This is a genomic window from Streptomyces rubrogriseus (assembly GCF_027947575.1).
Classification (GTDB): Bacteria; Actinomycetota; Actinomycetes; order Streptomycetales; family Streptomycetaceae; genus Streptomyces; species Streptomyces rubrogriseus.
In genome coordinates this window covers 8,012,528-8,036,428 of the sequence record NZ_CP116256.1, presented here as the reverse complement: position 1 = coordinate 8,036,428, position 23,901 = coordinate 8,012,528, and the positions used below count along the sequence as shown (strand labels likewise).

The following is a 23,901-nucleotide window of genomic DNA, read 5'->3' as shown; positions in this document are numbered from 1 at the left end:
TGGTTTGCCTGCTGCCGCCGCGGCGCCTAGGCTCGGCCAGGAAATAGACCGAACAGTCTGTCTAAGAAGTCGGAGAGAGCCATGAGGACCACCGTGGGCTGGCAGGCGACCGGCCCGACGCTGCGCCGCGTACCGATGGAACGGCGCGACCTGCGCCCCGACGACCTCGCCGTCCGGGTCGACTACTGCGGCGTCTGCCACACGGACCTGCACGCCGTCCGGGCCGGGGCCGCCGACGGGAGCGGCCCGCGGCCCCTCGTCCCGGGACACGAGTTCACCGGCGTGGTGACCGGGACCGGTACCGCCGTCACCCGCTTCCGGCCCGGAGACCCGGTCGCGGTCGGCAACATCGTCGACTCCTGCGGCACCTGCGCCATGTGCCGGGTCGGCCAGGAGAACTTCTGCCACGCCTTCCCCACCCTGACCTACGGCGGCACCGACCGCCTCGACGGATCGACCACCCTCGGCGGCTACTCCCGTGAGTACGTGCTCGCCGAACGGTTCGCGTACGTCCTCCCGGCCGCTCTGGACCCGGCCGCCGCCGCCCCGCTCCTGTGCGCCGGGATCACCGTCTGGGAGCCCCTGCGCGCCCTCGGCGCCGGACCCGGCACCCGGGTCGCCGTGGCCGGTCTCGGCGGCCTCGGCCACCTCGCCGTGAAGTTCGCGGTCGCGCTCGGCGCCGACACCTCGGTGATCAGCCGGTCGCCGGACAAGGCCGAGGACGCCCGCAGGCTGGGCGCGCGCGAACTCGTCGTCTCGACGGACCCCGAGCGGATGGCCGCCGCCCGCGACCGGTTCGACATCGTCGTCGACACCGTCTCCGCCCCGCACGACCTCGGGGCCTACCTCCGCCTGGTCGCGCTGGACGGCACGCTCAGCCACCTCGGGCACCTCGGACCGGTCACCCTGGAGACCCTCGACCTGCTCGTCGGCCGCAAGAAACTCAGCTCCGCGGGCAGCGGCGGCCGGAAGGGCACCGCCGAGATGCTGGCCTTCTGCGCCGCGCACGGCATCACCGCCGACATCGAACTCCTCCCTTCCGCCCGCGTGAACGAGGCCCTCGACCGCCTGGCCCGGGGCGACGTCCGCCACCGCTTCGTCCTCAACCTCTCCGACCTCGACCTCTCCGACCCCTCCGACCCCGGCCTCTCCGACCCCGACCCCCGCGGCCCGGATCGGTCCGGGCCGCAGGACCCGACGGCCGGATAGGTTGCCGGGGTGATCCTCACCCCGCTCGCCCTCACCCCCGACCACGACATCCCGGGCCCCGTGCTCACCGAACTGACCGCCCTCTACGCCTCCCACCGCGCCTTCCACGCGCTCAGCGGCGACTTCCCCGACCCGGAGGACATCCGTCCGGAGCAGGTCGCGACCGCGCTCGCCGACGAACTGGCGCGGCCCGGCGCCGAGGTGCTGCTGGCCAGGGACGCGGGCCGGCTGGTCGGGGTCGCGGTGACGCTCGCCCGGCACCCCGACCGGTCCGACCCGGACCCCTGGATCGGGCTGCTGATGGTGGACGCGGGGCTGACCCGGCAGGGACACGGCAGCCGGCTCGTCTCCCTCGTCGAGGACCGTTTCCGGGCCGCGGGCCGCACCGCCGTACGGCTCGCCGTCCTCGACGGCAACACCGACGCGCTCTCCTTCTGGACCGCCCTCGGCTACCGGGTCCTGGACCACCGCCGCGACCTCGGGGCCGACCGGCCCTGCGCCGTGCTGCGCAGGGAGTTGGAGAGCGACAGGCCGCGCACCCCGCGCCGCGCCGCCCGCGTCGCCGTGCTCGACCCCGAGGGCGCCGTCTTCCTCCTGCGCTACGACAACGTCGAGGTCGGCGTGCACTGGGCGATGCCCGGCGGCGGCCTGGAGGCGGACGAGAACCCCCGCGAGGGCGCCCTGCGCGAGGTGCGCGAGGAGACCGGCTGGACCGACCTGGAACCGGGCCCGCTGCTCTGCACCTGGGAACACGACTTCACCCACCTGAGCGTCGGCCCCGTCCGCCAGTACGAGCACATCTACGTCGCCCAGGGGCCCCGCCGGGAGCCCACCGGCCCCCACCTGGCCGCCGCGCACGCCGCGGACGGCATCCTCACCTGGCGCTGGTGGAGCCGGGCCGAACTCGCCGAAGCGCCCGAGCCGCTCTGGCCGCCGGACCTGGCCCTGCTGCTGGAGACCTTCGGCGCCGACCAAGGGTGAGGCGGCGGTGAACGGGCGGACGGCTCACGGGGAGTCCGGCCGGCCGTCCCCGCGCAGCCAGTCCGCCCAGATCTCCGAGAAGTCCTCGTCCGGCGCCGACCTCTCCACGTACGCCGTGAAGTCCTCGGTGTCCGCGTTGCCGTGGCGGTGGACGGCGGCCCAGCCGTGCAGCAACTGCCGGAAGGCGTCGTCGCCGACCGTCTCGCGGATCTTGTGCAGGACCATCGCGCCCCGCTGGTAGACCGGGCTGTCGGAGATGTGCGCCGCGTCGGGCGGGTCCGCGGGCGGGAACGCCCAGATCGAGTCGTTCGCGTCCTCGTCGTCGTAGTACGTGCCGTCGTAGAGCGCCTCGAAGGACTCCTGGGCCGTGTCGCCGCCGTGGTCCTCCTCCCACAGCCACTCCGCGTAGGTGGCGAAGCCCTCGTTGAGCCACATGTCCCGCCAGGTCTTCGGGCTGACGGAGTTGCCGTACCACTGGTGGGCGAGTTCGTGGACGAGCAGGACGGTGTCGGGGGCGCCGGGGAAGTAGGGCCGGTTCTGGGTCTCCAGGGCGTACCCGGCGTCCTCGTCGCGGTCGACGATCGCGCCGGTGGAGGAGAAGGGGTAGGGGCCGAAGTTCTCCCGAGCCCAGTCCATGATCTCGGGGATCCGCTTCAGCACCTTCCGGCTCGCGTCGGCCTGCGTCGGGTCGACGGCCGTGTACACCGGCAGACCGTCGTCCGTGGTGGAACGGGCGGTCTCCCACTCGCCGACGGCGACGGTGACGACATGGCTCGCCATCGGCTCGGCGGTGTGCCAGGTGAACGTCGTACGCCCGTCCCGGGTCCGCTCGTCCCGCAACTCGCCGTTGGAGACCACGCCGAGGCCCTCCGGCACGGTCATCGCGAGGTCGTACGTCGCCTTGTCGGAGGGGTGGTGGCTGCCGGGGAACCAGGCCATCGAGCCCGTCGGCTCGCCCAGCCCGACCGCGCCGTCGGCGGTGGGCAGCCAGCCCTCCTCGGAGTCGTCGGGGTCGGTGATGGTCTCCGGTTCGCCGGAGTACCGGACGGTCACCCGGAACGTCTCCCCGTCGTTCAGCTCCTCGGCCGGGCGGACCGTCAGTTCCTGTCCGGCCCGGTTGAACCGGGCGTCCCGGCCCTCGACCGTGACCTCCTCGACGTCCAGGCCCTTGAGGTCGAGGTCGAAGGCCGAGAGGTCGCGGGTCGCACGGGCGGTGATCGTCGCGGTGCCGGTGAGGTGCCCGGCGCCGGAGCCGGCATCGGCATCGGCATCAGCATCGGCATCGGCGTCGCGGTCGGGATCGCGGCCGGGGTCGTAGTCCAGCCTCAGGTCGTAGTGGCCGATGTCGTAGCCCCCGTTGCCCGCCTTGGGGAAGTACGGGTCGCGCACGCCCGAGCCGCCGGGGGTGCCCTCGACCGTGCCGCCGCCACTGCACGCCGCGAGGGCGACGACGGTGGCGGCGGCTACGAGCAGACGAGGGGTGCGCACCTCGTGATCCTATGGGGTGTTTCACGTGAAACGCCCGCTGGGAGCGGCTGTTGGGACCGGAGGCGGCAGGCCGGACAGCACCTAGCGCAGCGCCGCCGCCCCGGCCTGGGCGAACTTCTCGTCCAGGGTGCCGGACGGGGCGCCCGCGACTCCGATACCGGCGATCGGCGCCTTGTCCGCGGTGACCGGGACGCCGCCGCCCAGGAACAGCGTGCCCGGGATGTCCTTCAGGTTCGGGGCGTTCTCCAGGCGGCCCTCCAGCTCGCTGGTCGGGGCGTTCCAGGAGACGGCCGTGTACGCCTTCTTCTCGGCCGACGCGTAGGACTGCGGACCGGCGCCGTCGCCGCGCATGGTGAGGATCGTGTTGCCGTTGCGGTCGACGACCGCGACCGTGATCCGCTGGCCCTCCTTCTTGGCGGCCTTCAGCGCGGCCTGCGCGGCCTCGGTGGCGGCGTCGATCGTCAGATGGGTGGAGGTGGTGGTGTCGCGCTTGCCGGCCGCGGCGGCCGGGGCGGCCGACACCGCGGAGTCCTGGGCCGCCTCGGGGGCGGAGGCGTTCGCGGCCACCGTGCCGAAGGTGCCGGCGGCGACGGCGGCGAGCACGGCACCGCCGGTGGCGATGCGGGCACGGCGGGAGAGGGTCTTCTTCATGGCGGTCTGCTCCTGCGGGTGAGGCGGTCGGCTTCGTGCTCTCCACTCTCCGACCCGCACCGGGGGCGCACGGTCGCCGTTCCGGCTGCTCGTGGGCGACGGAACGGGCGACACGGGGGTCGTCCGATCGGTTGACCCGCAGGGCGTCCAAAGAGGGCACCATGGGAGTGTTCGTGCAGCTCAGCGGTCTTCTGCGGCACGTTGGCAGGAGAGCGGAGCGGACGCGACGGGCGAGAGGAGGCGGGTGCCGGATGTCGAAGCCGTACGACTCCTACGCCTCGAACACCTCGGGTGACACGGCCGACGCGGACAGCCGGTGGCTCGGCGCCGTGATGCACGTGGCGTTCTTCCTGCTGCTCGGCGGTGCCCTGGCCCGCTTCCTGCTGCGCCACCCCGGTGAGCCCCGCACCCCGTGGATCATCGCGCTGTCCCTCACCCTCGCGGTGCTGCACCTGCTCGGGCCGGTGCTGAGCGGCCCCGGGCCGTCCGGTCCCGGCACCCCGGCCGCCCGGCGACGGCTGGTCCGGCTGGGCCTCGTGGTCGTGGTGTGGATGGTGCTCGTCGTCCTCGCACCCAGCTTCTCCTGGTGTGCGGTGCCCCTCTTCTACACCGGCCTGCGCACCCTGCCGGCCCGGGCTGCGCTGGTGCTGGTCACCGTCCTGACGGTGTTCGTCGTCGCCGCGCAGTTCCGTCTCGCCGGAGGTTTCGACCCCAACCTGCTGCTCGCCCCGCCCGCCGTCGCCGCGATCGCCGCGGCCGTGTTCCTGCACACCGAGCGGCAGGCGGCCCGGCAGCGTGCCCTGATCGACGACCTGATCCGCACCCGCCGCGAACTCGCCGCCTCCGAACGCCGCGAGGGCACCCTCGCGGAGCGCCAGCGGCTGTCCATGGAGATCCACGACAGTCTCGCCCAGGGCCTGTCCAGCCAGCGGATGCTGCTTCAGGCCGCCGAGCGGGTCTGGGAGTCGGACCAGGACAAGGCGCGCGCCCATGTCCGGGGCGCCGCCTCCGTCGCCGAGCACAACCTGGCCGAGGCCCGCCGCTTCGTCCACGACCTGGCCCCGGCCGACCTCGCCCGCGGCGGCGGCCTGGCGGCGGCGCTGCGGGCCCTGGCCGCCCGGGAGTCCGGCGATCACCTCACCGTCCGCGTCCACGTCGACGACGGTGCCCGCGTCCCACCGCTGCCCGACCGCGTCCAGTCGGCCCTGCTGCGCATCGCCCAGGGCGCCCTGGCCAACGTCCGGGAGCACGCGGGCGCGTCCACCGCCGTGCTCAGCCTCACCCTCCTCGACGACGAGGTCGTCCTGGACGTCACCGACGACGGGCACGGCTTCGACCCCGCCGAGCCGTCCGACGCCCCCACCGGGACACGCGGCCACGGCCTGCCCGCCATGCACGCCCGCCTGCGCCAGCTCGGCGGCACCCTGACCGTCGAGTCCGCGCCCGGCGAGGGCACCGCCCTGTCCGCCGCGATCCCCCTGGACCCGCCCCGAACCGACCCGGCAGATCCGGCCGGCCCGCAGGAGGCCCCCCGATGACCGACCCCGCCGCCCCCCGCCCGGCCGCCACCCCCGTGCGCATCCTGGTCTGCGACGACCACGTCGTCGTACGCGCCGGGCTGCTCGCCCTGCTCGACAGCGCACCCGGCATCGAGGTGGTCGGCGAGGCGGGCACCGGCGAGGAGGCGCTCGCGCTCGCCGCACGGCTGACGCCGGACGTCGTCCTGATGGACCTTCAGCTCGGCGCGGGCATCGACGGCGTGGAGACCACCCGCCGCCTCACGGCCGCCACCGGAGCCGGCCCCGCCCGGACGCCGCACGTCCTGGTCCTGACCACCTACGACACCGACGCCGACATCACCCGCGCCATCGAGGCGGGCGCGACCGGATACCTGTTGAAGGCCGAACGCCCCGAGGAGCTGTTCGCGGCCATCCACGCCGCCGCCCAGGGCCGTACGGCTCTGTCCGGGCCGGTCGCCGGCCGGGTCATGGCCAACCTGCGCAGGCCGCGCCCCGCCCTCACCGGCCGCGAGCGCGACATCCTGGCCCAGCTCGCCACCGGGCTCGGCAACCGGGAGATCGCCCGCGCCCTGTTCATCAGCGAGGCCACGGTGAAGACGCATCTGCGCCGCATCTACGACAAGCTCGGCGTCGACACCCGGGCCGGCGCGGTCGCCGTGGCCAAGGAGCAGCGCCTGCTGCCGTGACGCCCCGGCCCGCCCCGGGCCGCCCGTCCGACGGGACGCCGAAGGCCCCCCGGCCGGACGTCCGGGGGGCCTTCGTACGGAACCGACGGGCGGTTGAACCTCAGACGTTCACGCCGAAGTCCTGGGCGATGCCCGTCAGGCCCGAGGCGTAGCCCTGGCCGACGGCGCGGAACTTCCACTCGGCGCCGTTGCGGTACAGCTCGCCGAAGACCATGGCGGTCTCGGTGGCCGCGTCCTCGGACAGGTCGTAGCGGGCGATCTCGGCGCCGCCGGCCTGGTTGAGGATGCGGATGTAGGCGTTGCGCACCTGGCCGAAGTTCTGCGAGCGGCTCTCGGCGTCGTAGATCGAGACCGGGAAGACGATCTTCTCGATGTCGGCCGGCAGACCCGCCAGGTTGACGTTGATCGCCTCGTCGTCGCCGGCGCCCTCGCCGGTGCGGTTGTCACCGGTGTGGACGATCGTGTTGTCCGGCGTCTGCTTGTTGTTGAAGAAGACGAAGTGGGCGTCGGAGTAGACCTTGCCCTGCGTGTTGACCGCGATCGCGGAGGCGTCGAGGTCGAAGTCGGTGCCGGTGGTGGTGCGGACGTCCCAGCCGAGCCCCACGGTGACTTCGGTCAGGCCCGGAGCCTCCTTGGTGAGCGAGACGTTGCCACCCTTGGACAGGCTTACAGCCATTGTTGGGAGTCCCTTCCCTCGTTTACGTACGGCAAGAAAGCTACAGCTACCACCATGAACGTCGAGAGGGGTCCACAAGGTTCCGCCTCTCTTTACTTTCTTTACCAAGAGCGGGATCACGATATTCGAGTGACGCGGGCCGCCCGCGGACGGGAACATGGAGGGCATGTCCGGTCCCCATGTCATCCGCGGCTCCGTCTCCCTGCCCGAGGCCGAGCTGGTCTGGCGTTTCTCGCGCTCGTCGGGGCCCGGCGGGCAGCACGTCAACACCACGGACACGGCGGTGGAGCTGCGCTTCGACCTGGCGCGGACCGAGGCCCTGCCCGCGGTGTGGAAGCAGCGGGCGCTGGAGCGGCTGGCCGGGCGCCTGTCCGACGGGGTCGTCACCGTCCGCGCCTCCGAGCAACGCTCCCAGTGGCGCAACCGGGAGACCGCCGCCGTACGCCTGGCCGCCCTCCTCGCCGAGGCCACCGCGCCCCCGCCCAGGCCCCGCAGGCCGACCCGCATACCGCGCGGCATCAACGAACGCCGGCTGCGGGAGAAGAAGCAGCGCTCGGACACCAAGCGCGGGCGCTCCGCGCGGGGCTGGGACTGACCGGGAGGGCCCGCCGCTCAGCCCAGCTCCAGCACGCCGACCGTCTCCCCCTCGGACTTCTCCCCGTTCGGACGGAAGCCGAGGCCCAGGTAGAAGTGCTCCGGACCGTGCTCGCCGGGGTGCCAGGTGACGAAGCACTCGGTGCCGCCGCGGCGCCGGATCTCGTCGGCCACCGACTCCACGGCGAAGCGGCCGTATCCCCGGCCCTGCTCCCCGGCGGCGATGTTCAGCCGCCACAGGCCGGAGCGCAGCGCGCTGCCGTCGTCGTACCAGTCGACGCCGAAGAAGCCCATGAGGAAGCCGACCGGACGCTCGCCGTCGAGGATCAGGCGCGGCCAGGCCTTCTCACCGTGGACGTAGGCCTCGGCGAGGGACTTCACCACAGGGTCGACGGCGAACTCCTGCTCGGGGCGCACCCGGATGGCGAGGGCGGCCTCGATGTTCGCGGGAGTGATCGGCTCCAGTCGGGGCCCGGTGCTGGTCGTCATGCGCGCACCCTAGGCGGGCGTCCTCACGCCGGACGAGCGATTTACCGCTCAGCCCAGCTGCCGGTACCGGCCCCGGAAGTAGGTCAGCGGGCCCCCGTCCGCGCTCGGCAGCGTGGCGGTCAGGACCCGGCCGATCACCAGCGTGTGGTCGCCGGCCGGCACCCGCTGTTCGGTGCGGCACTCCAGGGTCGCCAGGGCGCCGCCGGCCAGGGGCGCCCCGGTCGCCTCCCCCCGCGCGTACGGGATGTCCGCGAACAGGAGGCGGTCGCTGACGCGGCCCTTCATCGCGAAGCGGCCCGCGATGTGCCGCTGGCTCTCGGAGAGGACCGACACGGCCCACAGGGGCTGTTCGTCCAGCAGGTCGTCCATGCGGGAGCCCTCGCGCAGACTGACCAGGACCAGCGGCGGGTCCAGGGACACCGACATGAAGGCGGTGGCCGTCATTCCGACGTCCTCGCCGCGTGGCGCCAGCGGGTCGTCCGGGTCCAGCGGCGGCTCCTGCGCGGTCACCAGGACCACGCCCGAGGCCAGCCGGGACATGGCGGCACGGAACTCCTCGTTGCTCACCCCCTCAGCATGCCCGGAGGCGGGCGACGGCAACGGGGACGCGGGGGCCGCGGGGGACCCGGGATACGTGAGAGGCGGAGTATTCGGCACTCCGTCACGCTAATCTCCGGGGCGTGGGCCGGGCATCGGGCCCCGGTCCGAACCGGGACCTAGGACCACGGGAGGAGGCGGCGGAGGAGACGTGCCGATACCCCGCAAACTTTGCGTTCGGTAAAGGCGCGGGGAACCCGCAGAAAACCCGGAAACCCCACGCAATTGTTCATGTTTCGTTGTGACTTGAGTCACAAGGGGCGGTAATTGTTGACCCTGTGTACCGAGTGGGCAGCGCGCTGTGATTCAGTGGCGGGGAACCTGCAAGAGCACGATCCGGGGCACCCTCAGTAAAGGCGCCGAAGAGAACCCTTGATTCACTGCGAGGTCTCGGGGGGAGGGCGAGCATGGAGACCGACTCGGAGCCCTATGTCCGCCTTGCCTCCCTGCGTCAGCTGCACCAGGCCATGGCCGACATGAACAAGGCCCGCAGCCTGGCCGACACGTTGCAGGCCGTCGCGGACGGCGTCGTCCAGGCCCTCAACTACGAGCTGGCGTGCGTCAACCTGGTCGGCCCCGACGGCGACCTCGTCGTCGCCGCCTTCGCGGGCAACCCGGCCGCCGAGGCGCTCATCACCGGCCGCTCGGGCTCCCGGGAGTCCTGGGACCGGCGCCTGAGCATGGGCGAGCAGTGGGGCGACCTGATCTTCATACCCCACACCGAGGGCTGGGTCCTCGACGACGACGACGTCCCGCAGTGGTACACCGACGGGCCCGCGCCCCGCTTCGAGGACGAGTGGCACCCCTCGGACCGGCTCTTCGCCCCGATGTACGCGCCGGGCCCGCAGGGCGGCGGCAACAGCGGCGAGCTGATCGGCGTCCTGTCCGTGGACCGGCCGCGCAACGGCCGCCGCCCCGGCGCCTGGGGCCGCGAGGCTTTGCAGATGTACGCGTTCCAGGCCGCCATCGCGATCAGCAACGCCCGGCTCCGCTCCAACATGCAGCGCGCCCTGGTCCGCCTGGAGCGCGACCAGCAGGCGCTCAGGGCCAGCGAGGAGAGCTTCCGCCAGGCCTTCGAGTACGCCCCCTCCGGCATGGCCATCGCCGAGATGGGCGGCGACCAGCACGGCCGCATCCTGCGCACCAACGACGCCCTGTGCCGACTGCTGGGCCGCCGGGCCTCGTCGATGCGCCGCTACGCCTTCTCCGACCTCGTGCACCCCGAGGACATCGGCACCCTGCTGCGCACCTCCGCCGAGGGCGGCCGGGCCGAGCTGCGCCTGGGCCGCCGCGACGGCACCTACGTCTGGGTCTCGCTGCGCAACAGCGTCGTCGCCGACGCCGCCGACGGACCGCGCTTCCTGCTCACCCACGTCGAGGACATAGAGGAGCGCAAGCGGCGCGAGCTGCACCTGGCCCACCGCGCCTCCCACGACTCCCTCACCGGCCTGCCGAACAGCGCCGAGCTGCGCTCCCGGCTGGCCGCCCGGCTCTGCCAGCGCCCGCAGTCCTCGCACGCGGTGGCCGACGCCATGGACGCCGCCTACGGGAACTCCGCCGTGTTCGACTCCGGCGGCCACACCTTCGACTTCTCCGCCGCCGCCGAGCCGTACGGCGCCTTCGACCACCACGTGCACGCCGTGGCCCCCGAGGACGGGCGCGACGACGGCACCAAGGGACTCGCGGTCCTCTTCTGCGACCTGGACGGCTTCAAGTCGATCAACGACCGGTTCGGGCACAACGCGGGCGACGCCGTGCTGATCGAGGTCGCCCGGCGGCTCAGCGGCGGCGTCCGCGACGGCGACACCGTGGCCCGGCTCGGCGGCGACGAGTTCGTGATCCTCGCCAACGGGCTCGGCCGGGCCGACGCCCAGGACCTCGCCGTACGGCTGCGGGGCGAGATCATCCAGCCGATCCGGGCCGAGGGCCGGGCCGTCCGGGTGGGCGCCAGCTTCGGCATCGGCTGGGCCCACTGCGGCATGACGGCGGACGAGGTGCTCAAGTCCGCTGACGAACGGATGTACGTCGAGAAACGATCTCGTCCCAAACAGCACCGCCGCGCCGGATGATCGCCAGGTCAGCGCGTTGATGCGGTCCGAGTCACCCGTTTGGGTCAGTGGAAGCGGGTAGGCTCGCTTTCTCACCCACCCGTACCGCACCACGCACCGCATCTGGTTAGGAGACCTAGGGATGACGCCCGGCAACAACGGCGCGAGCACGCCCGAGGACGACGACCCCTTCGGCTACCTCTACGCCGACGGGCAGGCCAACGGGGCCCAGCCGCCGTCCGGTGGCTACGGCTACCCGAACTCCGTCAACCGGGTGCGTCCCGTCGGCACACGGCAGTACGGGGCTCCGCAGGGCCAGGGCGCCCAGACCGCCGCCTACGGCCAGGCCGCCCCGCCCCAGCAGGGCGCCTACGGCCAGCCGCAGGGGGCGTACGGGCAGCCGAACGCGCACTACGCCGCGCCGGAGACCTTCCCCGGCGGTGGCGGTCCCGGGGGCCCGCAGCAGCCGTCCGGGCACGGCGGGGGCGGCGGACGCCGCGGCCCGAACACCAAGGGCCTGCTGATCGGCGCGGTGGCGGTCGTCGCCGCCGTGGTCATCGGCATCGCCGTGGCCATGACGAGCAGCGGCTCCGACGACGACAAGGGCGGCAACGAGGCGGGCGGCGACCCGACCCCCACCCAGTCCGAGAGCACCGAGCCCAGCCCGTCCGCGAGCGACGGCGCCGAGGAGGAGGTCGAGCTGCCCGCGACCGACGCGAAGGCCCTGCGGCTGTCGCCCGGCATGGGGACCGCCTCCGACTTCGAGGGCGCGGAGTCCGACGGTGGCGTCTACGTCACGGGCTTCAACCAGGTCGGCGCGAAGGTCACCTGGACCGTCGACGGCATCGAGAAGGCCGGCGGCTACCGGCTGAACGTGCGCTACGGCATCCCGGGCAAGGACGCCGACGCGACCCTGGTCATCAACGGCAAGGCCTCCGCGCGCCCGCTGAACATGAAGAACTTCGGCGGCACGCCCGAGGGCGACTGGGAAAAGGGCTGGCAGACCACCTGGGCCAACGTGAACCTGGCCAAGGGCACCAACACCATCGAGCTGGCGTGCAACGACGGCAACAAGTGCGACCTGGTCCTCGACAAGCTCTCGCTCTCGTCCGAGTGACCGGTCGGCCCGGGTAACCGCACCCGGGCCCCGCACCCGCGGCCCGCTCTCAGGCCGCGCCCGCCTCCGCCGTCACCGCGACCCCGCGCCCGAGCAGCTCCTCGTACGCCGCCCGGTCGAACTCGCCCGCGACCGGCGCCAGCACCGTCGCCGCCGACAGGGCGACCGCGCGGGCCAGCCGGTCCGGCCAGGGCAGGTGCTCCACCAGGCCGGAGAGCAGGCCGGCGACCGCGGAGTCGCCCGCGCCGGTCGGGTTGCCGCGCACGTGGGCCGGCGGGGCGGCACGCCAGCGGCCCTCCGGGGTCACCGCGAGCAGCCCCTCGGGGCCGAGCGAGGCGATGACCGAGCGGGCACCGCGGCGCCGGGCGGCCTGCGCGGCCCGCTGCGGCTCGTGCGAGCCGGTCAGCTCGGCCAGTTCGTCGGCGTTCGGCTTGATCAGGTCCGGGCGGGCGGCCAGCCCCGGCGCAGCGGCTCCCCGCTCGTGTCCAGCAGCACCGGTACGCCCGCGGCCCGCGCGACCCGCACCAGCCCGGCGTAGGCGCCCACCGGGACGCCCGGCGGCAGGCTGCCGCACAGCGCCACCGCGGCTGCGCCGGCCAGCAGGTCCTCGTACGCCTCCTGGAAGGCGTTCCACTCGGCGGGCGCCACGGCCGGGCCCGGCTCGTTGAGCTGGGTGGTGTCGCCGGTGCGCTCGTCGACCACGGCGATGGTCCGCCGCGTCGCCCCCGCGACCGGCACCAGCGCGTCGGTCACCCCGGGCACGCCGGTCAGCCCTTCGCGCACGACGGCCCCGGTGGTGCCGCCCGCGAAGCCGGTGACCGTGACCTCGTGGCCGAGGGCCGCCAGCACGCGGGCCACGTTCAGCCCCTTGCCGCCGGGCCGCTCGGTCACCTCGGTCACCCGGTGCGAGGCGTGCGGCCTGAGGCCCTGCACGCGGTAGGTGATGTCGAGCGCGGTGTTGAGAGTGACGGTGAGGATCACCGTGCCGACCTCCCCCGATCGTCTGCGGCTGGGTGTGCCCGCGGAGCCGTGCTCCACGACACGATCATGCCAAACGGGAGGCGGTCGGCCCAGCCCCCGGAGCGGACTCGGGGACGGATCAGCCCAGTTGGGGATCGACCACCCATTCGCCCCGGCGCATCACGCCCACCAGGTCGAAGGCGTCGTCCAGGATGACCAGGTCGGCGTCCTTGCCGGGCTCCAGCGAGCCGATCCTGTCGTCGAGACCGAGGAGCCGCGCCGGGTTGGCGGAGATCGCGGCGACGACGTCCCCGACGGGCAGCCGGTCCACCGTCACCGCCCGCTTGAAGGCGCGGTCCAGGGTGAGCGTGGAGCCCGCGATCGAGCCGCCCTCCACCAGCCGGGCCACGCCGTCGGTGACCTCGACGTCCAGCGGGCCGAGCCGGTAGCGGCCGTCGCCGAAGCCGGCCGCGTCCATCGCGTCGGTGATGAAGGCGACCCGGGCGGCGCCCGCGTGGTGGAAGGCCAGCTGGAGCGCGGCCGGATGCAGGTGCGTGCCGTCGTTGATCAGCTCGACGGTGATCCGCTCGTCCTCGAGGAGCGCCGTGATCGGACCCGGCGCACGGTGACCGATCGGCGGCATCGCGTTGAAGAGGTGCGTGGCGACGGTGGCGCCCGCGTCGATGGCCTGCACGGTCTGCTCGTACGTCGCGTCGGTGTGCCCGACGGCCGCGATCACGCCGTGCTCGACCAGCAGCTGTACGGAGTCCAGGCCGCCCGGCAGCTCGGTCGCCAGCGTCATCATCTTCGCGTGCCCGTGCGCCGCGTCGACCAGCTTGCGCACCTCGGCCGGGTCCGGGTGGCGCAGCAGCTGCTCGTCGTGCGCGCCCTTGCGGCACGGCGAGATGAACGGCCCCTCGAAGTGGATGCCAACGATGTCGCCCTGCTGCGCCAGCTCGGCGAGCATCCCGGCGTGGCGGGCGAGGAAGTCCAGTTCGCCGGTGACGGCGGAGGCGACCACCGTGGTGGTGCCGTGCCGGCGGTGGGTCTCGACGCCGACCAGGATCTCCTCGGCGGTGCCGCCGGCGAAGGAGGCTCCGCCGCCGCCGTGGTTGTGGATGTCGACGAAGCCGGGGACCACCCAGTGGCCCGCCAGGTCGACGGTCTCGGCCTGCGGGGGAGCCGTGTCCGCGATCCGCGCGCCGTCGACGATCACGCGGCCGTCGTCCACGGTCCCGGTGGGCAGTACCACCCGGGCACCGGCGAGAACCTTGCTTGGGGCCATCAGGTGGTTACCTCCGGGGGAGTCGCGGCCGTGGCGGCCGTGGAAGCTGTGGAAGTCGAAGCGGGCGGAGCTGGCGAAGCAGGCGGAGCAGCGGTGTCGAGCAGGTCCCAGGCCATCAGCCCGGCACCCAGGCAACCGGCGGTGTCCCCGAGTGCGGCGGGGACGATCTCCGGCAGTTTCTGGAAGGTGACGCGCCGCCGGACGGCGTCCCGCAGCGGTGTGAACAAGGTTTCCCCCGCCTCGGCGAGGCCGCCACCGATGATCAGGACGCGTGGGTCCAGCAGGGTGAGCGCGGTGACCAGCCCGTCGGCGAGCGCGTCCACGGCGTCCTGCCACACGGCGAGCGCGCGGGCGTCCCCCGACTCGACGGCCTTGGCGCAGTCGGCCGCGTCCGCCCCGGGGTCGCCGCAGGCCTGGGCCCACGCCTGGCTGACCGCCGACGCGGAGGCGAAGCGCTCCAGGCAGCCGCGCTGACCGCACGGGCAGGCGATGCCGCCGGGGCGCACGACGACGTGGCCGATCTCGCCCGCGAAGCCGTGGGCGCCCGCCTCGACCCGGCCGTCGATGCCGATGGCGCCCGCGATCCCGGTGCCCAGCGGCACGAACAGGAACCGGTCGGCGCCCTGACCGGCCCCGATCCGGCCCTCGGCGAGGCCGCCGGTGCGCACGTCGTGGCCGAGGGCGACCGGAATACCGCCGAGCCGTTCGCCGAGCAGCGTCCGCAGCGGCACGTCGCGCCAGCCGAGGTTGGCCGCGTACACGGCGACGCCGCGCTCGGCGTCGACGATGCCGGGGACCGCGACGCCGGCGGCGCGGGCCGGCTCGCCGAACCGGTCCGCGCCGTAGGCCCGCAGCTCGGCGGCGAAGTCCAGGATGCCCGCGACGACCGCCTCGGGTCCCCGCTCGCGGCCGGTTGCCCGGCGTGCCTGGTGCAGCAGCTCGCCCCCAGGCCCCGCCAGGGCGGCCTTCATCCCGGTGCCGCCCACATCGAGGGCGATGACATGTCTCACGGGGACAGTGTGGCCCGTACACCCGGGAGAGGTCTAGTCCACTGCGGTGGTGTAGACCTTAATCCGGTAAGCGAACGCGCGAACGAGCAGTCAGGGTTGGGGAACAGGGTGCAGCGGCGTAGGACAGGAACGATCGCGGTGGTGTCCGCACTGGGCATGACGGCGGTCCTCGGCGGCTGCGGTCTCACCGGCGACTCCGAAGGGGTGACCCTGAAGCTCGTCGCCGCCGACTACGGCGACAGCAAGGACAACAGCTCCCAGAAGTACTGGGACGAGCTGGTCAAGTCCTACGAGGCCAAGAACCCCGACGTGCAGGTGGACGTCAGCGTCTACTCCTGGACCGACGTCGACCGCAAGGTCCGCGAGATGGTCGAGGCGGGCGAGGCGCCCGACATGGCGCAGATCGGCGCCTACTCCGACTACGCGGACAAGGACCTGCTCTACCGGGCCGACGACGTGCTCTCCATCCCGGTCCAGGCCGACTTCGTCTCCCAGCTGGCCGCCGCGGGCCAGGTCAACGGCGTGCAGTACGGCCTGCCCTTCGCCGCCTCCACCCGCGTGCTCTTCTACAACAGGACCCTCTTCGACAAGGCCGGGGTCCAGCCGCCCAAGTCCTGGGACGACCTCGCCGAGGCCGCCGAGGCGCTCAAGGACAAGGGCGTGAAGTACCCCTACGCCCTGCCGCTGGGCGCCGAGGAGGCGCAGGCCGAGACGATGCAGTGGATGCTCAGCGGCGAGGGCGGCTACACCGACGACGTCGGCACCTACTCCGTCGACTCCCCGCAGAACGTCACCACCTTCACCTGGCTGCGGGACGAGCTGGTCGGCAAGGGCCTCACCGGCCCCGTCGCCCCCGGCAAGCTCAACCGTGCCGACGCCTTCGCCGCCTTCGCGGCCGGCGACGTGGGCATGCTCAACGGGCACCCCTCGCTGATGAAGATGGCGTCCGACAAGGGCGTGAAGTACGGCATGGTGACCACCCCCGGCATCGACGGCGAGAGCAAGAACACCCTCGGGGTCTCCGACTGGATGACGGCCTTCAAGAAGAACGGCCACCAGGACGAGATCGGCGACTTCCTCGACTTCGTCTACAGCGAGGAGAACGTCCTCGACTTCTCCCGCGAGTACGACCTGCTGCCGGTGACCACCTCCGCCTCCCAGACCATGAGCGCCGCGCCGGAGGACGAGAACCTCAAGCCGTTCCTGGACGAGCTGCTGCTCTCCGAGCTGTACCCGGTCGGCAAGACCTCCTGGGCCTCGGTCAGCGCGGACGTCAAGAAGCGCATCGGCCAGGCGGTCGCCACGGGCGCCAGCCCCGAGGAGGTCCTCGGCCAGATCCAGGCGACGGCGATGAAGGCGGGCAGCGCGGAGTAGCGGCCGCTGTCGGCGGCGGGCGTTACGGTGCCGTACATGGAACCGGGAGAGCTGGCCGAGCGGGAGCGGAGCATCCTCGCGCTGGAACGCCGTGGCTTCACCGGCCCCGGCGCCAAGGAGCGCGCCATCCGCGAGGAGCTGGGCCTGGCCCCCGTCCGCTACTACCAGCTCCTCAACGCCCTGCTCGACGACCCCCGCGCCCTGGCGACCGACCCGGTGACGGTCAACCGCCTGCGCCGCGTACGGCAGTCGCGCCGCACGGACCGCTGAGGCCGCCCCGCGCGGGCCCACGTGGGGCAGGGACCGCCCGCCCCGGCGTGGTCACCACGCCGGGCTGCACGGAGTTTCGGGGGCGTGCGGGCTGGCCGGGCCCCGTGCCGGGTGAGCCGGGGGCTCCGGCCACGGAGGGGCCGACCGGGACGACGGACCCGGCGGCGCGGGCACGCCGGTCGGCGGGGCGGGGCCCGCGGGCGACGCGTGAGTCCGGCCCCGGGGGGATAGGTTCGCGGTATGGGCAGCCACCAGGACTCCACCCGAGACGACTCCCCACCGCCCCTGCCGACGCCCGCGACGGCGGCCGGACGCGAAGGGCTCGACGCCCTCCTCGCCGACCCCGGCCGCGCGGTGGTCGCGCTCGACTTCGACGGCACGCTCGCCCCGATCGTGCCCGACCCCGACCGGGCCCGCGCCCACCCGGACGCCGTACCGGCGCTCGCGGCCCTGGCCCCGAAGGTCGCCTCGATCGCGGTGATCACCGGACGCCCCGCCGAGGTCGCCGTCCACCACGGCGGTTTCGCGAACGTCCCCGGCCTGGACCGCCTCGTGGTCCTCGGCCACTACGGCGCCGAGCGCTGGGACGCCGCCACCGACACCCTCACCACGCCCGAGCCGCACCCCGGCGTCGCCGCCGTCCGCGCCGAGCTGCCAGGTCTCCTTGAGCGGTCCGGGTCGGCGGCGCAGGGCACCTGGACGGAGGACAAGGGCCACGCGGTCGCCGTCCACACCCGCCGCGCCCCCGACCCGCAGGCCGCCTTCGACACCCTGCGCGCCCCGCTCACCGGCCTGGCCTCCCGGCACGGCCTGATCGTCGAGCCGGGCCGCATGGTCCTGGAACTGCGCCCACCCGGCATGGACAAGGGCGCGGCGCTGCGGTCGTACGTCCACTCCCTCGACGCCGCCTGCGTCCTCTTCGCCGGTGACGACCTCGGGGACCTCCCGGCCTACGCGGCCGTCGACACCCTCCGCACCGAGGGCACTCCGGGCCTGCTGGTCTGCAGCGGCAGCGACGAGGTGACGGAGCTGAGGAAACGCGCGGACGTCGAGGTGCCCGGCCCCGCCGGAGTGGTGGCCCTGCTGGCGGCCCTCGCGCGCCGGCTGGCCTGAGACAACGTCACGACCGGTTCCCCCGCCTGTCACAGGCGTGTCCGGACACCGGGGGCGGGGCAACCCGGTCCGCCGCCCCCGCTGTCTTGCACGCCGTAAGGCCTGCTCAGTGAGGCCCACGACCGTGGAGGAACCCGCCATGTCCGCTCGGAAGACCCCGATGCTCGCCCTCGCCGCCGTGGCCCTCGGCCTGGCGCTGACCGCCTGCGGCACCGGCGGCGACGGCGGGAACGGCGGCACCGACGAGGGCGCCGCCCCCGCCGCGACCGCGACCGCGACGAGCACCGCACAGCCCCCCACCGCGGACGACGGGACCGGCACCGGCGGCGCGTCCTCGCAGCCCCCGGCGGAGTCGAAGCCGGACCAGGGGGCGGGGGAGAAGTGCACGGACCGGCTGGACTACGCCGGTGACCCGAGGCCGAACGCCGAGATCAACTCCATCGGCGCGGACACCGGCACCTGCCCCGAGCCGCAGCCGGGCACCCCGTCCTCCGGCACCCCGAAGGAAGACGGGGTCAAGTGCACGGACCAGCTGAACTACGCCGGTGACCCGCGGCCGAACGCCGAGATCAACTCCGTCGGCGAGGAGACCGGCACCTGCCCGCCGGTCCAGGACAAGTAGCCCGCGTCAGCCCCGCAGCGCCTCCAGCTGCTCCAGGAACCACCGGGCCGGGGGCAGCGCGGTGCCGGCGGCCGCCAGCCGCTTCGAGCGCTCGGCCCGGTCCCCCGCCGGCAGGCCGAGCGCCGCGTGCAGCGCGTCCGCCGTGCCCACCACGTCGTACGGGTTGACCACCACCGCGTCCTCGCCCAGCTCCTCGTACGCGCCCGCCTCCCGCGACAGCACCAGCGCGCACCCCGCGTCGGAGACGACCGGCACCTCCTTCGCGACCAGGTTCATCCCGTCCCGGACGGGGTTGACGAGTGCCACGTCCGCCAGCCGGTACGCCGCCAGCGACCGCGCGAAGTCGTCCTTGAGATTCAGCACGACCGGCGTCCACCCCGGCGTCCCGAACTCCTCGTTGACCGCGTTCGCGACCCGCTCCACCTCGGCCGTGTACTCCCGGTACACGGCGAGGTCCTGCCGCGAGGGGTAGGCGAACGCGACGTGCACGACCCGCTCGCGCCACTCCGGCCGCCCGGCCAGCAGCTCCCGGTAGGCCAGCAGACCGCGCACGATGTTCTTGGACAGCTCGGTGCGGTCCACCCGCACGATGGTGCGGCGGCCCTCCCCGATCTGCTCCCGCAGCTCCGCCATCCGCTCCTCGACGTCGGCCTCGTGCGAGCGCCCCCGCAGGAAGTCCCCGTCGGCGCCGAGCCCGTGCACGCCGATCTCCGTGCCGCCGAGCCCGCCCACCACGGCGTCGCAGCAGGCGGTGAACGCGTCGGCCCAGCGCCGGGTGAGGAAGCCGAGCCGGTCGGCGCCGAGCATCCCGCGCAGCACCTGCTCGGCGATGTCGTCCGGCAGCAGCCGGAAGTAGTCGACCGGGGCCCAGGGCGTGTGCGAGAAGTGGCCGATGCGCAGATCCGGACGCAGCTCGCGCAGCATCCCCGGCACCAGCGTCAGGTGGTAGTCCTGCACGACCGCGACCGCGCCCTCGGCCGCCTCCTCGGCCAGCGCCTCGGCGAAGGCCCGGTTGTACGCCTCGTAGGAGGCCCACTGCCGCCGGAACTCCGCGTCGAAGACCGGCTCCAGGGGCGTCTGGTAGAGCATGTGGTGCACGAACCACAGCACCGAGTTGGCGATCCCGTTGTACGCGTCCGCGTGCACGTCGGCCGGCACGTCCAGCATCCGTACGCCGTCCTCGCCGACCCCGCGCCGCACCGCCTCGCGGTCCCCGTCGGACAGCGCCGAGCACACCCACAGCGCCCCCGCGTCGGGCCCGATGGCCGACAGTCCCGACACGAGCCCGCCACCGCCCCGCTTGGCGTGCAGCGACCCGTCCTCCCGCACCTCGTACGAGACCGGCCCCCGGTTGGAGGCGACCAGCACCTGAGCAGCACCGAAGCTTGAAGCCATACGCCTCAACCTAGCCCGGCCCCTCGCACCTCAAACGTTTCCCCGTGTCACCCCGACGGCGATTCGGTCACGGAGCTTGTGCGGGAAGTGTGAACAGGTTGAGGATGTGCGGTGCACATTTCAACTTTCTGGGGGGTGGGCGCACCATGCCCATACGCACACGGCACCGGCGCACGAGCAGACTCGCGGGCACGGCGGCACTGATCGCGGCCTCCGCGCTGGCCCTGGCCGGCTGCGGGGACGGCGACGCGAGCGCCACCGCGGACGAGGCCCCCGCCAAGGCCACCGCCTCCGCCTCCGACACCGCCACGCCGAGCGGCAGCCCCACTCCCGAGGCGTCCGCCAGCACCGAGACCCCGACTCCCACCCCCACCCCCACCCCCACCGCCGTCACGCTGCCGGACCTCACCGGCGGCAGCATCGGGGCGGCCGTCAGCGCCGCCGAGAAGGCGCACGTCAGCTACACCGTGCGCCTCCAGGGCAGCGGGCAGCGGGCCTCCTCCTGGGGCAGCGGCGAGAAGATCTGCGAGCAGAGCGGCGGCTCCGGCGCCGTGACCTTCACCGTCCCCCGCGACGGCCGCGACTGCGCCGGGCGCCTGCTGCACACGCCGGAGCCGGCCCCCGAGCCGTCGAAGACCCGGGACAGCGGTACCGGCGGAACCAGCGGCGGCACCGGGGACGGCGGCACCGGCGCCTGCGAGCTGATGAGCCCCGCGGGCAACTGCTACGCCGACGGCCAGTTCTGCGCCAAGAAGCACCGGGGCCTGAGCACTCACGGCCGCGGCGGCGAGTACCTGACCTGCGAGCTGGACTCCGGCGGCAGGTGGCGCTGGTCGGACGGCGTCTCCGGCTGAGCCCCGTGGGCCGTTTCCGGTGCCTAGGCCACCCTCCGGGCCGCGTACTCCGCGATCTCCGTCATCGGCGGCCGTTCCTCGGTGTCGACGGCGTAGGTGCGCGGCTCGAAGCCGTCGACGCCCCGCTCGAACTGGGTGAGGGCCGGGCGCACCAGGTGGCCGCGGGCCAGCCGGAGCTGGGCGGTGCGGTAGATCGCCGCGGCCATCCGGCCCAGCGCCCGCCCGTCCTGGTGGCGGTGGACGCGGACCCCGACGTCGACCTGCGCGAGCGCGTCCAGGCCCACCAGGTGCAGGGCGTCGACCAGCATGCCCAGCTCGACGCCGTAGCCGACCGGGAAGGGGAGCCGTTCCAGCAGGGAGCGGCGGGCCGCGTACTCCCCGCCCAGCGGCTGGACGAAGCCGGCCAGCTGCGGCCAGTGCATGTTGAGCAGCGGGCGGGCCATCAGCTCCGTGACCCGGCCGCCCTGCCCGGCCGCCCCGGCCAGCGGGCGGTCGTACATGGCCTTGACCAGGTGCACGTCCGGATCGGTGAGCAGCGGGCCCACGATCCCGGAGACGAAGTCGGCGGAGAACTCGCGCAGGTCCGCGTCGACGAAGCAGACGATGTCCCCGCCGGTGACCAGCAGCGAACGCCACAGCACCTCGCCCTTGCCGGGCACGGCGGGGATGCGGGGCAGGATCGCGTCCCGGTGGACGACGCGCGCCCCGGCCGCAGCGGCCACCTCGGACGTGCGGTCGCTCGACCCGGAGTCCACGACCACGATCTCGTCGACGAGCGGGACCCCGAGCACCAGCTCCCGGCGGATCACCGAGACGATGTCGCCGACCGTCGCCTCCTCGTCCAGCGCGGGCAGCACCACGCTGACCGACTGCCCGGTGGCGTGCTTGGCGGACAGAAGGTGCTGGACCGGCCGGTCCGCGGCCGACCAGGAGCGTGCGTTCAGCCAGCGCTCGACTTCTTCCAGCACGTCCCGTGGTCTCCTTCGTGATCCATTGTGATCCATCTCGCGGTACGGACGACTATCTCAACCGTCCTGGCCTTCGGTTACAGTCTTGAACAACGCGTGGGACCACCGCATGCCGGGGTCGCCGCGCGCACCACCGCGAAACAACTTCATACCGCTCATCCAGAGGGGCAGAGGGATACGGCCCGATGAAGCCCCGGCAACCCTCCAGTCGGTTCTTGTCACACGGACGTGGCGAGGCTCCCGGCTAGGGAAGGTGCCAAATCCGTCTCACGGCGAGATGCGTCGTGAGGAAGATGAGGAGAAAGGGCCTCGCCTCCATGGCTGTGCAGACTGCCGAAACCTCCACGAACCCCGCCGACGGCACCGTCGACCTCGGCCCCGCCGCCGCGCTGAGCTGCCGGGAGTGCGGCCACCGGGTTCCGCTCGGACCGGTCTTCGCCTGCGAAGAGTGTTTCGGCCCCCTCGAGATCGCCTACGACTTCTCGGACCACGACGCCGAGGAACTGCGCAAGCGGATCGAAGCGGGCCCCGCGAACATCTGGCGCTACGCCCCCCTGCTGCCCGTCCCGGCCGACGTCGCGACCAAGCCGAACATCAACCCCGGCTGGACCAAGCTCGTCCAGGCCGACAACCTCGCCCGCGAACTGGGCGTCACCGGCGGGCTGTACATCAAGGACGACTCCGGCAACCCCACGCACTCCTTCAAGGACCGCGTCGTCGCCCAGGCCATCGAGGCCGCCCGCGCCTTCGGCTTCACCACCCTGTCCTGCTCCTCCACCGGCAACCTCGCCGGTGCCGTCGGCGCCGCCGCCGCCCGGGCCGGCTTCCGCTCCTGCGTGTTCATCCCGCACGACCTGGAGCAGGGCAAGGTCGTCATGGCCGCCGTCTACGGCGGTGAGCTGGTCGGCATCGAGGGCAACTACGACGACGTGAACCGCTTCTGCTCCGAGCTGATCGGCGACCCGGCCGGCGAGGGCTGGGGCTTCGTCAACGTCAACCTGCGCCCCTACTACGCCGAGGGTTCCAAGACCCTCGCCTACGAGATCTGCGAGCAGCTCGGCTGGCGGCTGCCCGACCAGATCGTCGTGCCGATCGCGTCCGGCTCCCAGCTGACGAAGATCGACAAGGGGCTGAAGGAGCTGATCGAGCTGGGTCTGGTCGAGGACAAGCCCTACAAGATCTTCGGCGCGCAGGCCGAGGGCTGCTCGCCGGTCTCCACGGCGTTCAAGGCCGGGCACGACGTGGTCCGCCCGCAGAAGCCGAACACCATCGCCAAGTCGCTGGCCATCGGCAACCCGGCCGACGGCCCCTACGTCCTCGACATCGCCCGCCGCACCGGCGGCGCCGTGGAGGACGTGACCGACGAGCAGGTCGTGGACGCGATCAAGCTGCTCGCCCGCACGGAGGGCATCTTCGCGGAGACGGCGGGCGGCGTGACGGTCGGCGTCACCAAGAAGCTGATCGAGAACGGCGTCCTCGACCCGTCGCTCACCACCGTCGTCCTGAACACCGGCGACGGCCTGAAGACCCTCGACGCGGTGGCCGGCACCGGCCTCACCGCCACCATCCGCCCGAACCTGGACTCCTTCCGAGAGGCTGGCCTCGCATGAGCGTGACCGTTCGCATCCCGACCATCCTGCGCACCTACACCGGCGGCAAGGCCGAGGTGAGCGCCGACGGGGCCAACCTCGGGGAGGTCATCTCCGACCTGGAGAAGAACCACACCGGCATCGCCGCCCGCGTCCTGGACGACCAGGGCAAGCTGCGCCGCTTCGTCAACGTCTACGTCAACGACGACGACGTCCGCTTCGAGCAGGGCCTTCAGACGGCGACGCCGGACGGCGCGGGCGTCTCGATCATCCCGGCGGTCGCCGGCGGCTGATCCACCGCGGATACACCTCGTAGTGCGTATTGCCCTCTCCGTAAGAGAAACGGAGGGGGCAATTCCATGTGGTTGAGCGCGGTAGAGTTGGGGAACGCGCTCCCGATCAGCA

23 protein-coding genes, 1 pseudogene and 1 riboswitch are annotated in these 23,901 nt (G+C 73.2%); of the genes and pseudogenes, 14 read left to right on the top strand and 10 right to left on the bottom strand.

The window, feature by feature from the left end:
* The first annotated feature begins 81 nt into the window (after positions 1 to 81).
* Positions 82 to 1,209 (top strand): NAD(P)-dependent alcohol dehydrogenase, encoded by a 1,128-nt coding sequence (locus tag Sru02f_RS36245; RefSeq protein ID WP_109035252.1) that lies wholly within the window; start codon positions 82 to 84, stop codon positions 1,207 to 1,209.
* 9 nt (positions 1,210 to 1,218) lie between these two features.
* Positions 1,219 to 2,190 (top strand): bifunctional GNAT family N-acetyltransferase/NUDIX hydrolase, encoded by a 972-nt coding sequence (locus tag Sru02f_RS36240; RefSeq protein ID WP_109035254.1) that lies wholly within the window; start codon positions 1,219 to 1,221, stop codon positions 2,188 to 2,190.
* A gap of 24 nt (positions 2,191 to 2,214) precedes the next feature.
* On the opposite strand, the gene Sru02f_RS36235 is transcribed toward Sru02f_RS36240, so the two are convergent.
* Positions 2,215 to 3,678: a M1 family metallopeptidase gene (locus Sru02f_RS36235; RefSeq protein WP_109035256.1), complete on the bottom strand. Its 1,464-nt coding sequence runs from the start codon at positions 3,676 to 3,678 to the stop codon at positions 2,215 to 2,217.
* 81 nt (positions 3,679 to 3,759) lie between these two features.
* Complete coding sequence (locus tag Sru02f_RS36230) at positions 3,760 to 4,329, bottom strand: GlcG/HbpS family heme-binding protein (protein ID WP_109035258.1); 570 nt, start codon at positions 4,327 to 4,329, stop codon at positions 3,760 to 3,762.
* Positions 4,330 to 4,580: 251 nt separating this feature from the next.
* Here Sru02f_RS36230 and Sru02f_RS36225 point away from each other — a divergent pair, with 251 nt between their 5' ends.
* Positions 4,581 to 5,867: a sensor histidine kinase gene (locus Sru02f_RS36225; protein ID WP_109035260.1), complete on the top strand. Its 1,287-nt coding sequence runs from the start codon at positions 4,581 to 4,583 to the stop codon at positions 5,865 to 5,867.
* Entirely contained in the window at positions 5,864 to 6,535 is a 672-nt protein-coding gene (locus Sru02f_RS36220; protein ID WP_109035262.1) for a response regulator, read from the top strand. The genes Sru02f_RS36225 and Sru02f_RS36220 overlap by 4 nt, the downstream gene beginning before the upstream one ends.
* Positions 6,536 to 6,635: 100 nt before the next feature.
* On the opposite strand, the gene Sru02f_RS36215 is transcribed toward Sru02f_RS36220, so the two are convergent.
* On the bottom strand, positions 6,636 to 7,211 hold the full coding sequence (locus Sru02f_RS36215) for a TerD family protein (RefSeq protein WP_109035264.1): 576 nt from the start codon (positions 7,209 to 7,211) through the stop codon (positions 6,636 to 6,638).
* A 157-nt stretch (positions 7,212 to 7,368) separates the two neighbouring features.
* Between Sru02f_RS36215 and arfB the strand changes: the two genes are divergently transcribed.
* A complete protein-coding gene (gene arfB, locus Sru02f_RS36210) occupies positions 7,369 to 7,806 on the top strand; it encodes an alternative ribosome rescue aminoacyl-tRNA hydrolase ArfB (protein WP_109035266.1) in 438 nt (145 codons plus the stop codon).
* 17 nt (positions 7,807 to 7,823) lie between these two features.
* Here the strand turns inward: arfB and Sru02f_RS36205 are convergent, their stop codons facing one another.
* Entirely contained in the window at positions 7,824 to 8,294 is a 471-nt protein-coding gene (locus tag Sru02f_RS36205; RefSeq protein ID WP_109035268.1) for a GNAT family N-acetyltransferase, read from the bottom strand.
* 48 nt (positions 8,295 to 8,342) lie between these two features.
* A complete protein-coding gene (locus Sru02f_RS36200) occupies positions 8,343 to 8,951 on the bottom strand; it encodes a flavin reductase family protein (protein ID WP_109035270.1) in 609 nt (202 codons plus the stop codon).
* Positions 8,952 to 9,298: 347 nt separating this feature from the next.
* On the opposite strand from Sru02f_RS36200, the gene cdgB reads away from it, so the two are divergent.
* Positions 9,299 to 10,960 carry a diguanylate cyclase CdgB gene (gene cdgB, locus Sru02f_RS36195; RefSeq protein WP_109035272.1) on the top strand — a complete coding sequence of 554 codons (1,662 nt, stop codon included), beginning with the start codon at positions 9,299 to 9,301 and terminating at the stop codon, positions 10,958 to 10,960.
* Between the two features lie 121 nt (positions 10,961 to 11,081).
* Complete coding sequence (locus tag Sru02f_RS36190) at positions 11,082 to 12,056, top strand: CBM35 domain-containing protein (RefSeq protein WP_109035274.1); 975 nt, start codon at positions 11,082 to 11,084, stop codon at positions 12,054 to 12,056.
* A 49-nt stretch (positions 12,057 to 12,105) separates the two neighbouring features.
* Here Sru02f_RS36190 and Sru02f_RS36185 read toward each other — a convergent pair.
* From Sru02f_RS36185 to Sru02f_RS36175, 3 genes and pseudogenes are all read right to left on the bottom strand, one after another.
* A pseudogene (locus Sru02f_RS36185) lies at positions 12,106 to 13,037 on the bottom strand (1-phosphofructokinase family hexose kinase).
* 118 nt (positions 13,038 to 13,155) lie between these two features.
* Entirely contained in the window at positions 13,156 to 14,301 is a 1,146-nt protein-coding gene (nagA, locus tag Sru02f_RS36180) for an N-acetylglucosamine-6-phosphate deacetylase (RefSeq protein ID WP_109035278.1), read from the bottom strand.
* A complete protein-coding gene (locus Sru02f_RS36175; protein ID WP_280524912.1) occupies positions 14,301 to 15,311 on the bottom strand; it encodes an ROK family protein in 1,011 nt (336 codons plus the stop codon). The genes nagA and Sru02f_RS36175 overlap by 1 nt, the downstream gene beginning before the upstream one ends.
* 108 nt (positions 15,312 to 15,419) lie before the next feature.
* On the opposite strand from Sru02f_RS36175, the gene Sru02f_RS36170 reads away from it, so the two are divergent.
* The 4 genes from Sru02f_RS36170 (at position 15,420) to Sru02f_RS36155 (ending at position 18,690) form a co-directional block, all read left to right on the top strand.
* Positions 15,420 to 16,685, top strand: a complete 1,266-nt coding sequence (locus Sru02f_RS36170; RefSeq protein ID WP_109035282.1) for an extracellular solute-binding protein — start codon at positions 15,420 to 15,422, stop codon at positions 16,683 to 16,685.
* A gap of 36 nt (positions 16,686 to 16,721) precedes the next feature.
* Positions 16,722 to 16,955, top strand: coding sequence for a DUF3263 domain-containing protein (locus Sru02f_RS36165; RefSeq protein ID WP_109035284.1), 234 nt, complete (start codon positions 16,722 to 16,724; stop codon positions 16,953 to 16,955).
* Between the two features lie 240 nt (positions 16,956 to 17,195).
* Positions 17,196 to 18,068: a trehalose-phosphatase gene (gene otsB / locus Sru02f_RS36160; protein ID WP_109035286.1), complete on the top strand. Its 873-nt coding sequence runs from the start codon at positions 17,196 to 17,198 to the stop codon at positions 18,066 to 18,068.
* Between the two features lie 139 nt (positions 18,069 to 18,207).
* Positions 18,208 to 18,690: a hypothetical protein gene (locus tag Sru02f_RS36155; protein ID WP_109035288.1), complete on the top strand. Its 483-nt coding sequence runs from the start codon at positions 18,208 to 18,210 to the stop codon at positions 18,688 to 18,690.
* A 6-nt stretch (positions 18,691 to 18,696) separates the two neighbouring features.
* On the opposite strand, the gene Sru02f_RS36150 is transcribed toward Sru02f_RS36155, so the two are convergent.
* Positions 18,697 to 20,085: an alpha,alpha-trehalose-phosphate synthase (UDP-forming) gene (locus Sru02f_RS36150; RefSeq protein ID WP_109035290.1), complete on the bottom strand. Its 1,389-nt coding sequence runs from the start codon at positions 20,083 to 20,085 to the stop codon at positions 18,697 to 18,699.
* Positions 20,086 to 20,231: 146 nt separating this feature from the next.
* Here Sru02f_RS36150 and Sru02f_RS36145 point away from each other — a divergent pair, with 146 nt between their 5' ends.
* On the top strand, positions 20,232 to 20,939 hold the full coding sequence (locus tag Sru02f_RS36145; RefSeq protein ID WP_109035292.1) for a hypothetical protein: 708 nt from the start codon (positions 20,232 to 20,234) through the stop codon (positions 20,937 to 20,939).
* 23 nt (positions 20,940 to 20,962) lie between these two features.
* Here the strand turns inward: Sru02f_RS36145 and Sru02f_RS36140 are convergent, their stop codons facing one another.
* Positions 20,963 to 21,907, bottom strand: coding sequence for a glucosyl-3-phosphoglycerate synthase (locus Sru02f_RS36140; protein WP_109035294.1), 945 nt, complete (start codon positions 21,905 to 21,907; stop codon positions 20,963 to 20,965).
* 152 nt (positions 21,908 to 22,059) lie between these two features.
* Positions 22,060 to 22,207, top strand: a riboswitch (SAM riboswitch).
* 17 nt (positions 22,208 to 22,224) lie between these two features.
* Between Sru02f_RS36140 and thrC the strand changes: the two genes are divergently transcribed.
* Positions 22,225 to 23,517 carry a threonine synthase gene (gene thrC, locus Sru02f_RS36135; protein ID WP_174855212.1) on the top strand — a complete coding sequence of 431 codons (1,293 nt, stop codon included), beginning with the start codon at positions 22,225 to 22,227 and terminating at the stop codon, positions 23,515 to 23,517.
* Positions 23,514 to 23,789, top strand: a complete 276-nt coding sequence (locus Sru02f_RS36130; RefSeq protein WP_003974680.1) for a MoaD/ThiS family protein — start codon at positions 23,514 to 23,516, stop codon at positions 23,787 to 23,789. Before thrC ends, Sru02f_RS36130 begins: the two co-directional genes overlap by 4 nt.
* Positions 23,790 to 23,901: the final 112 nt, after the last annotated feature.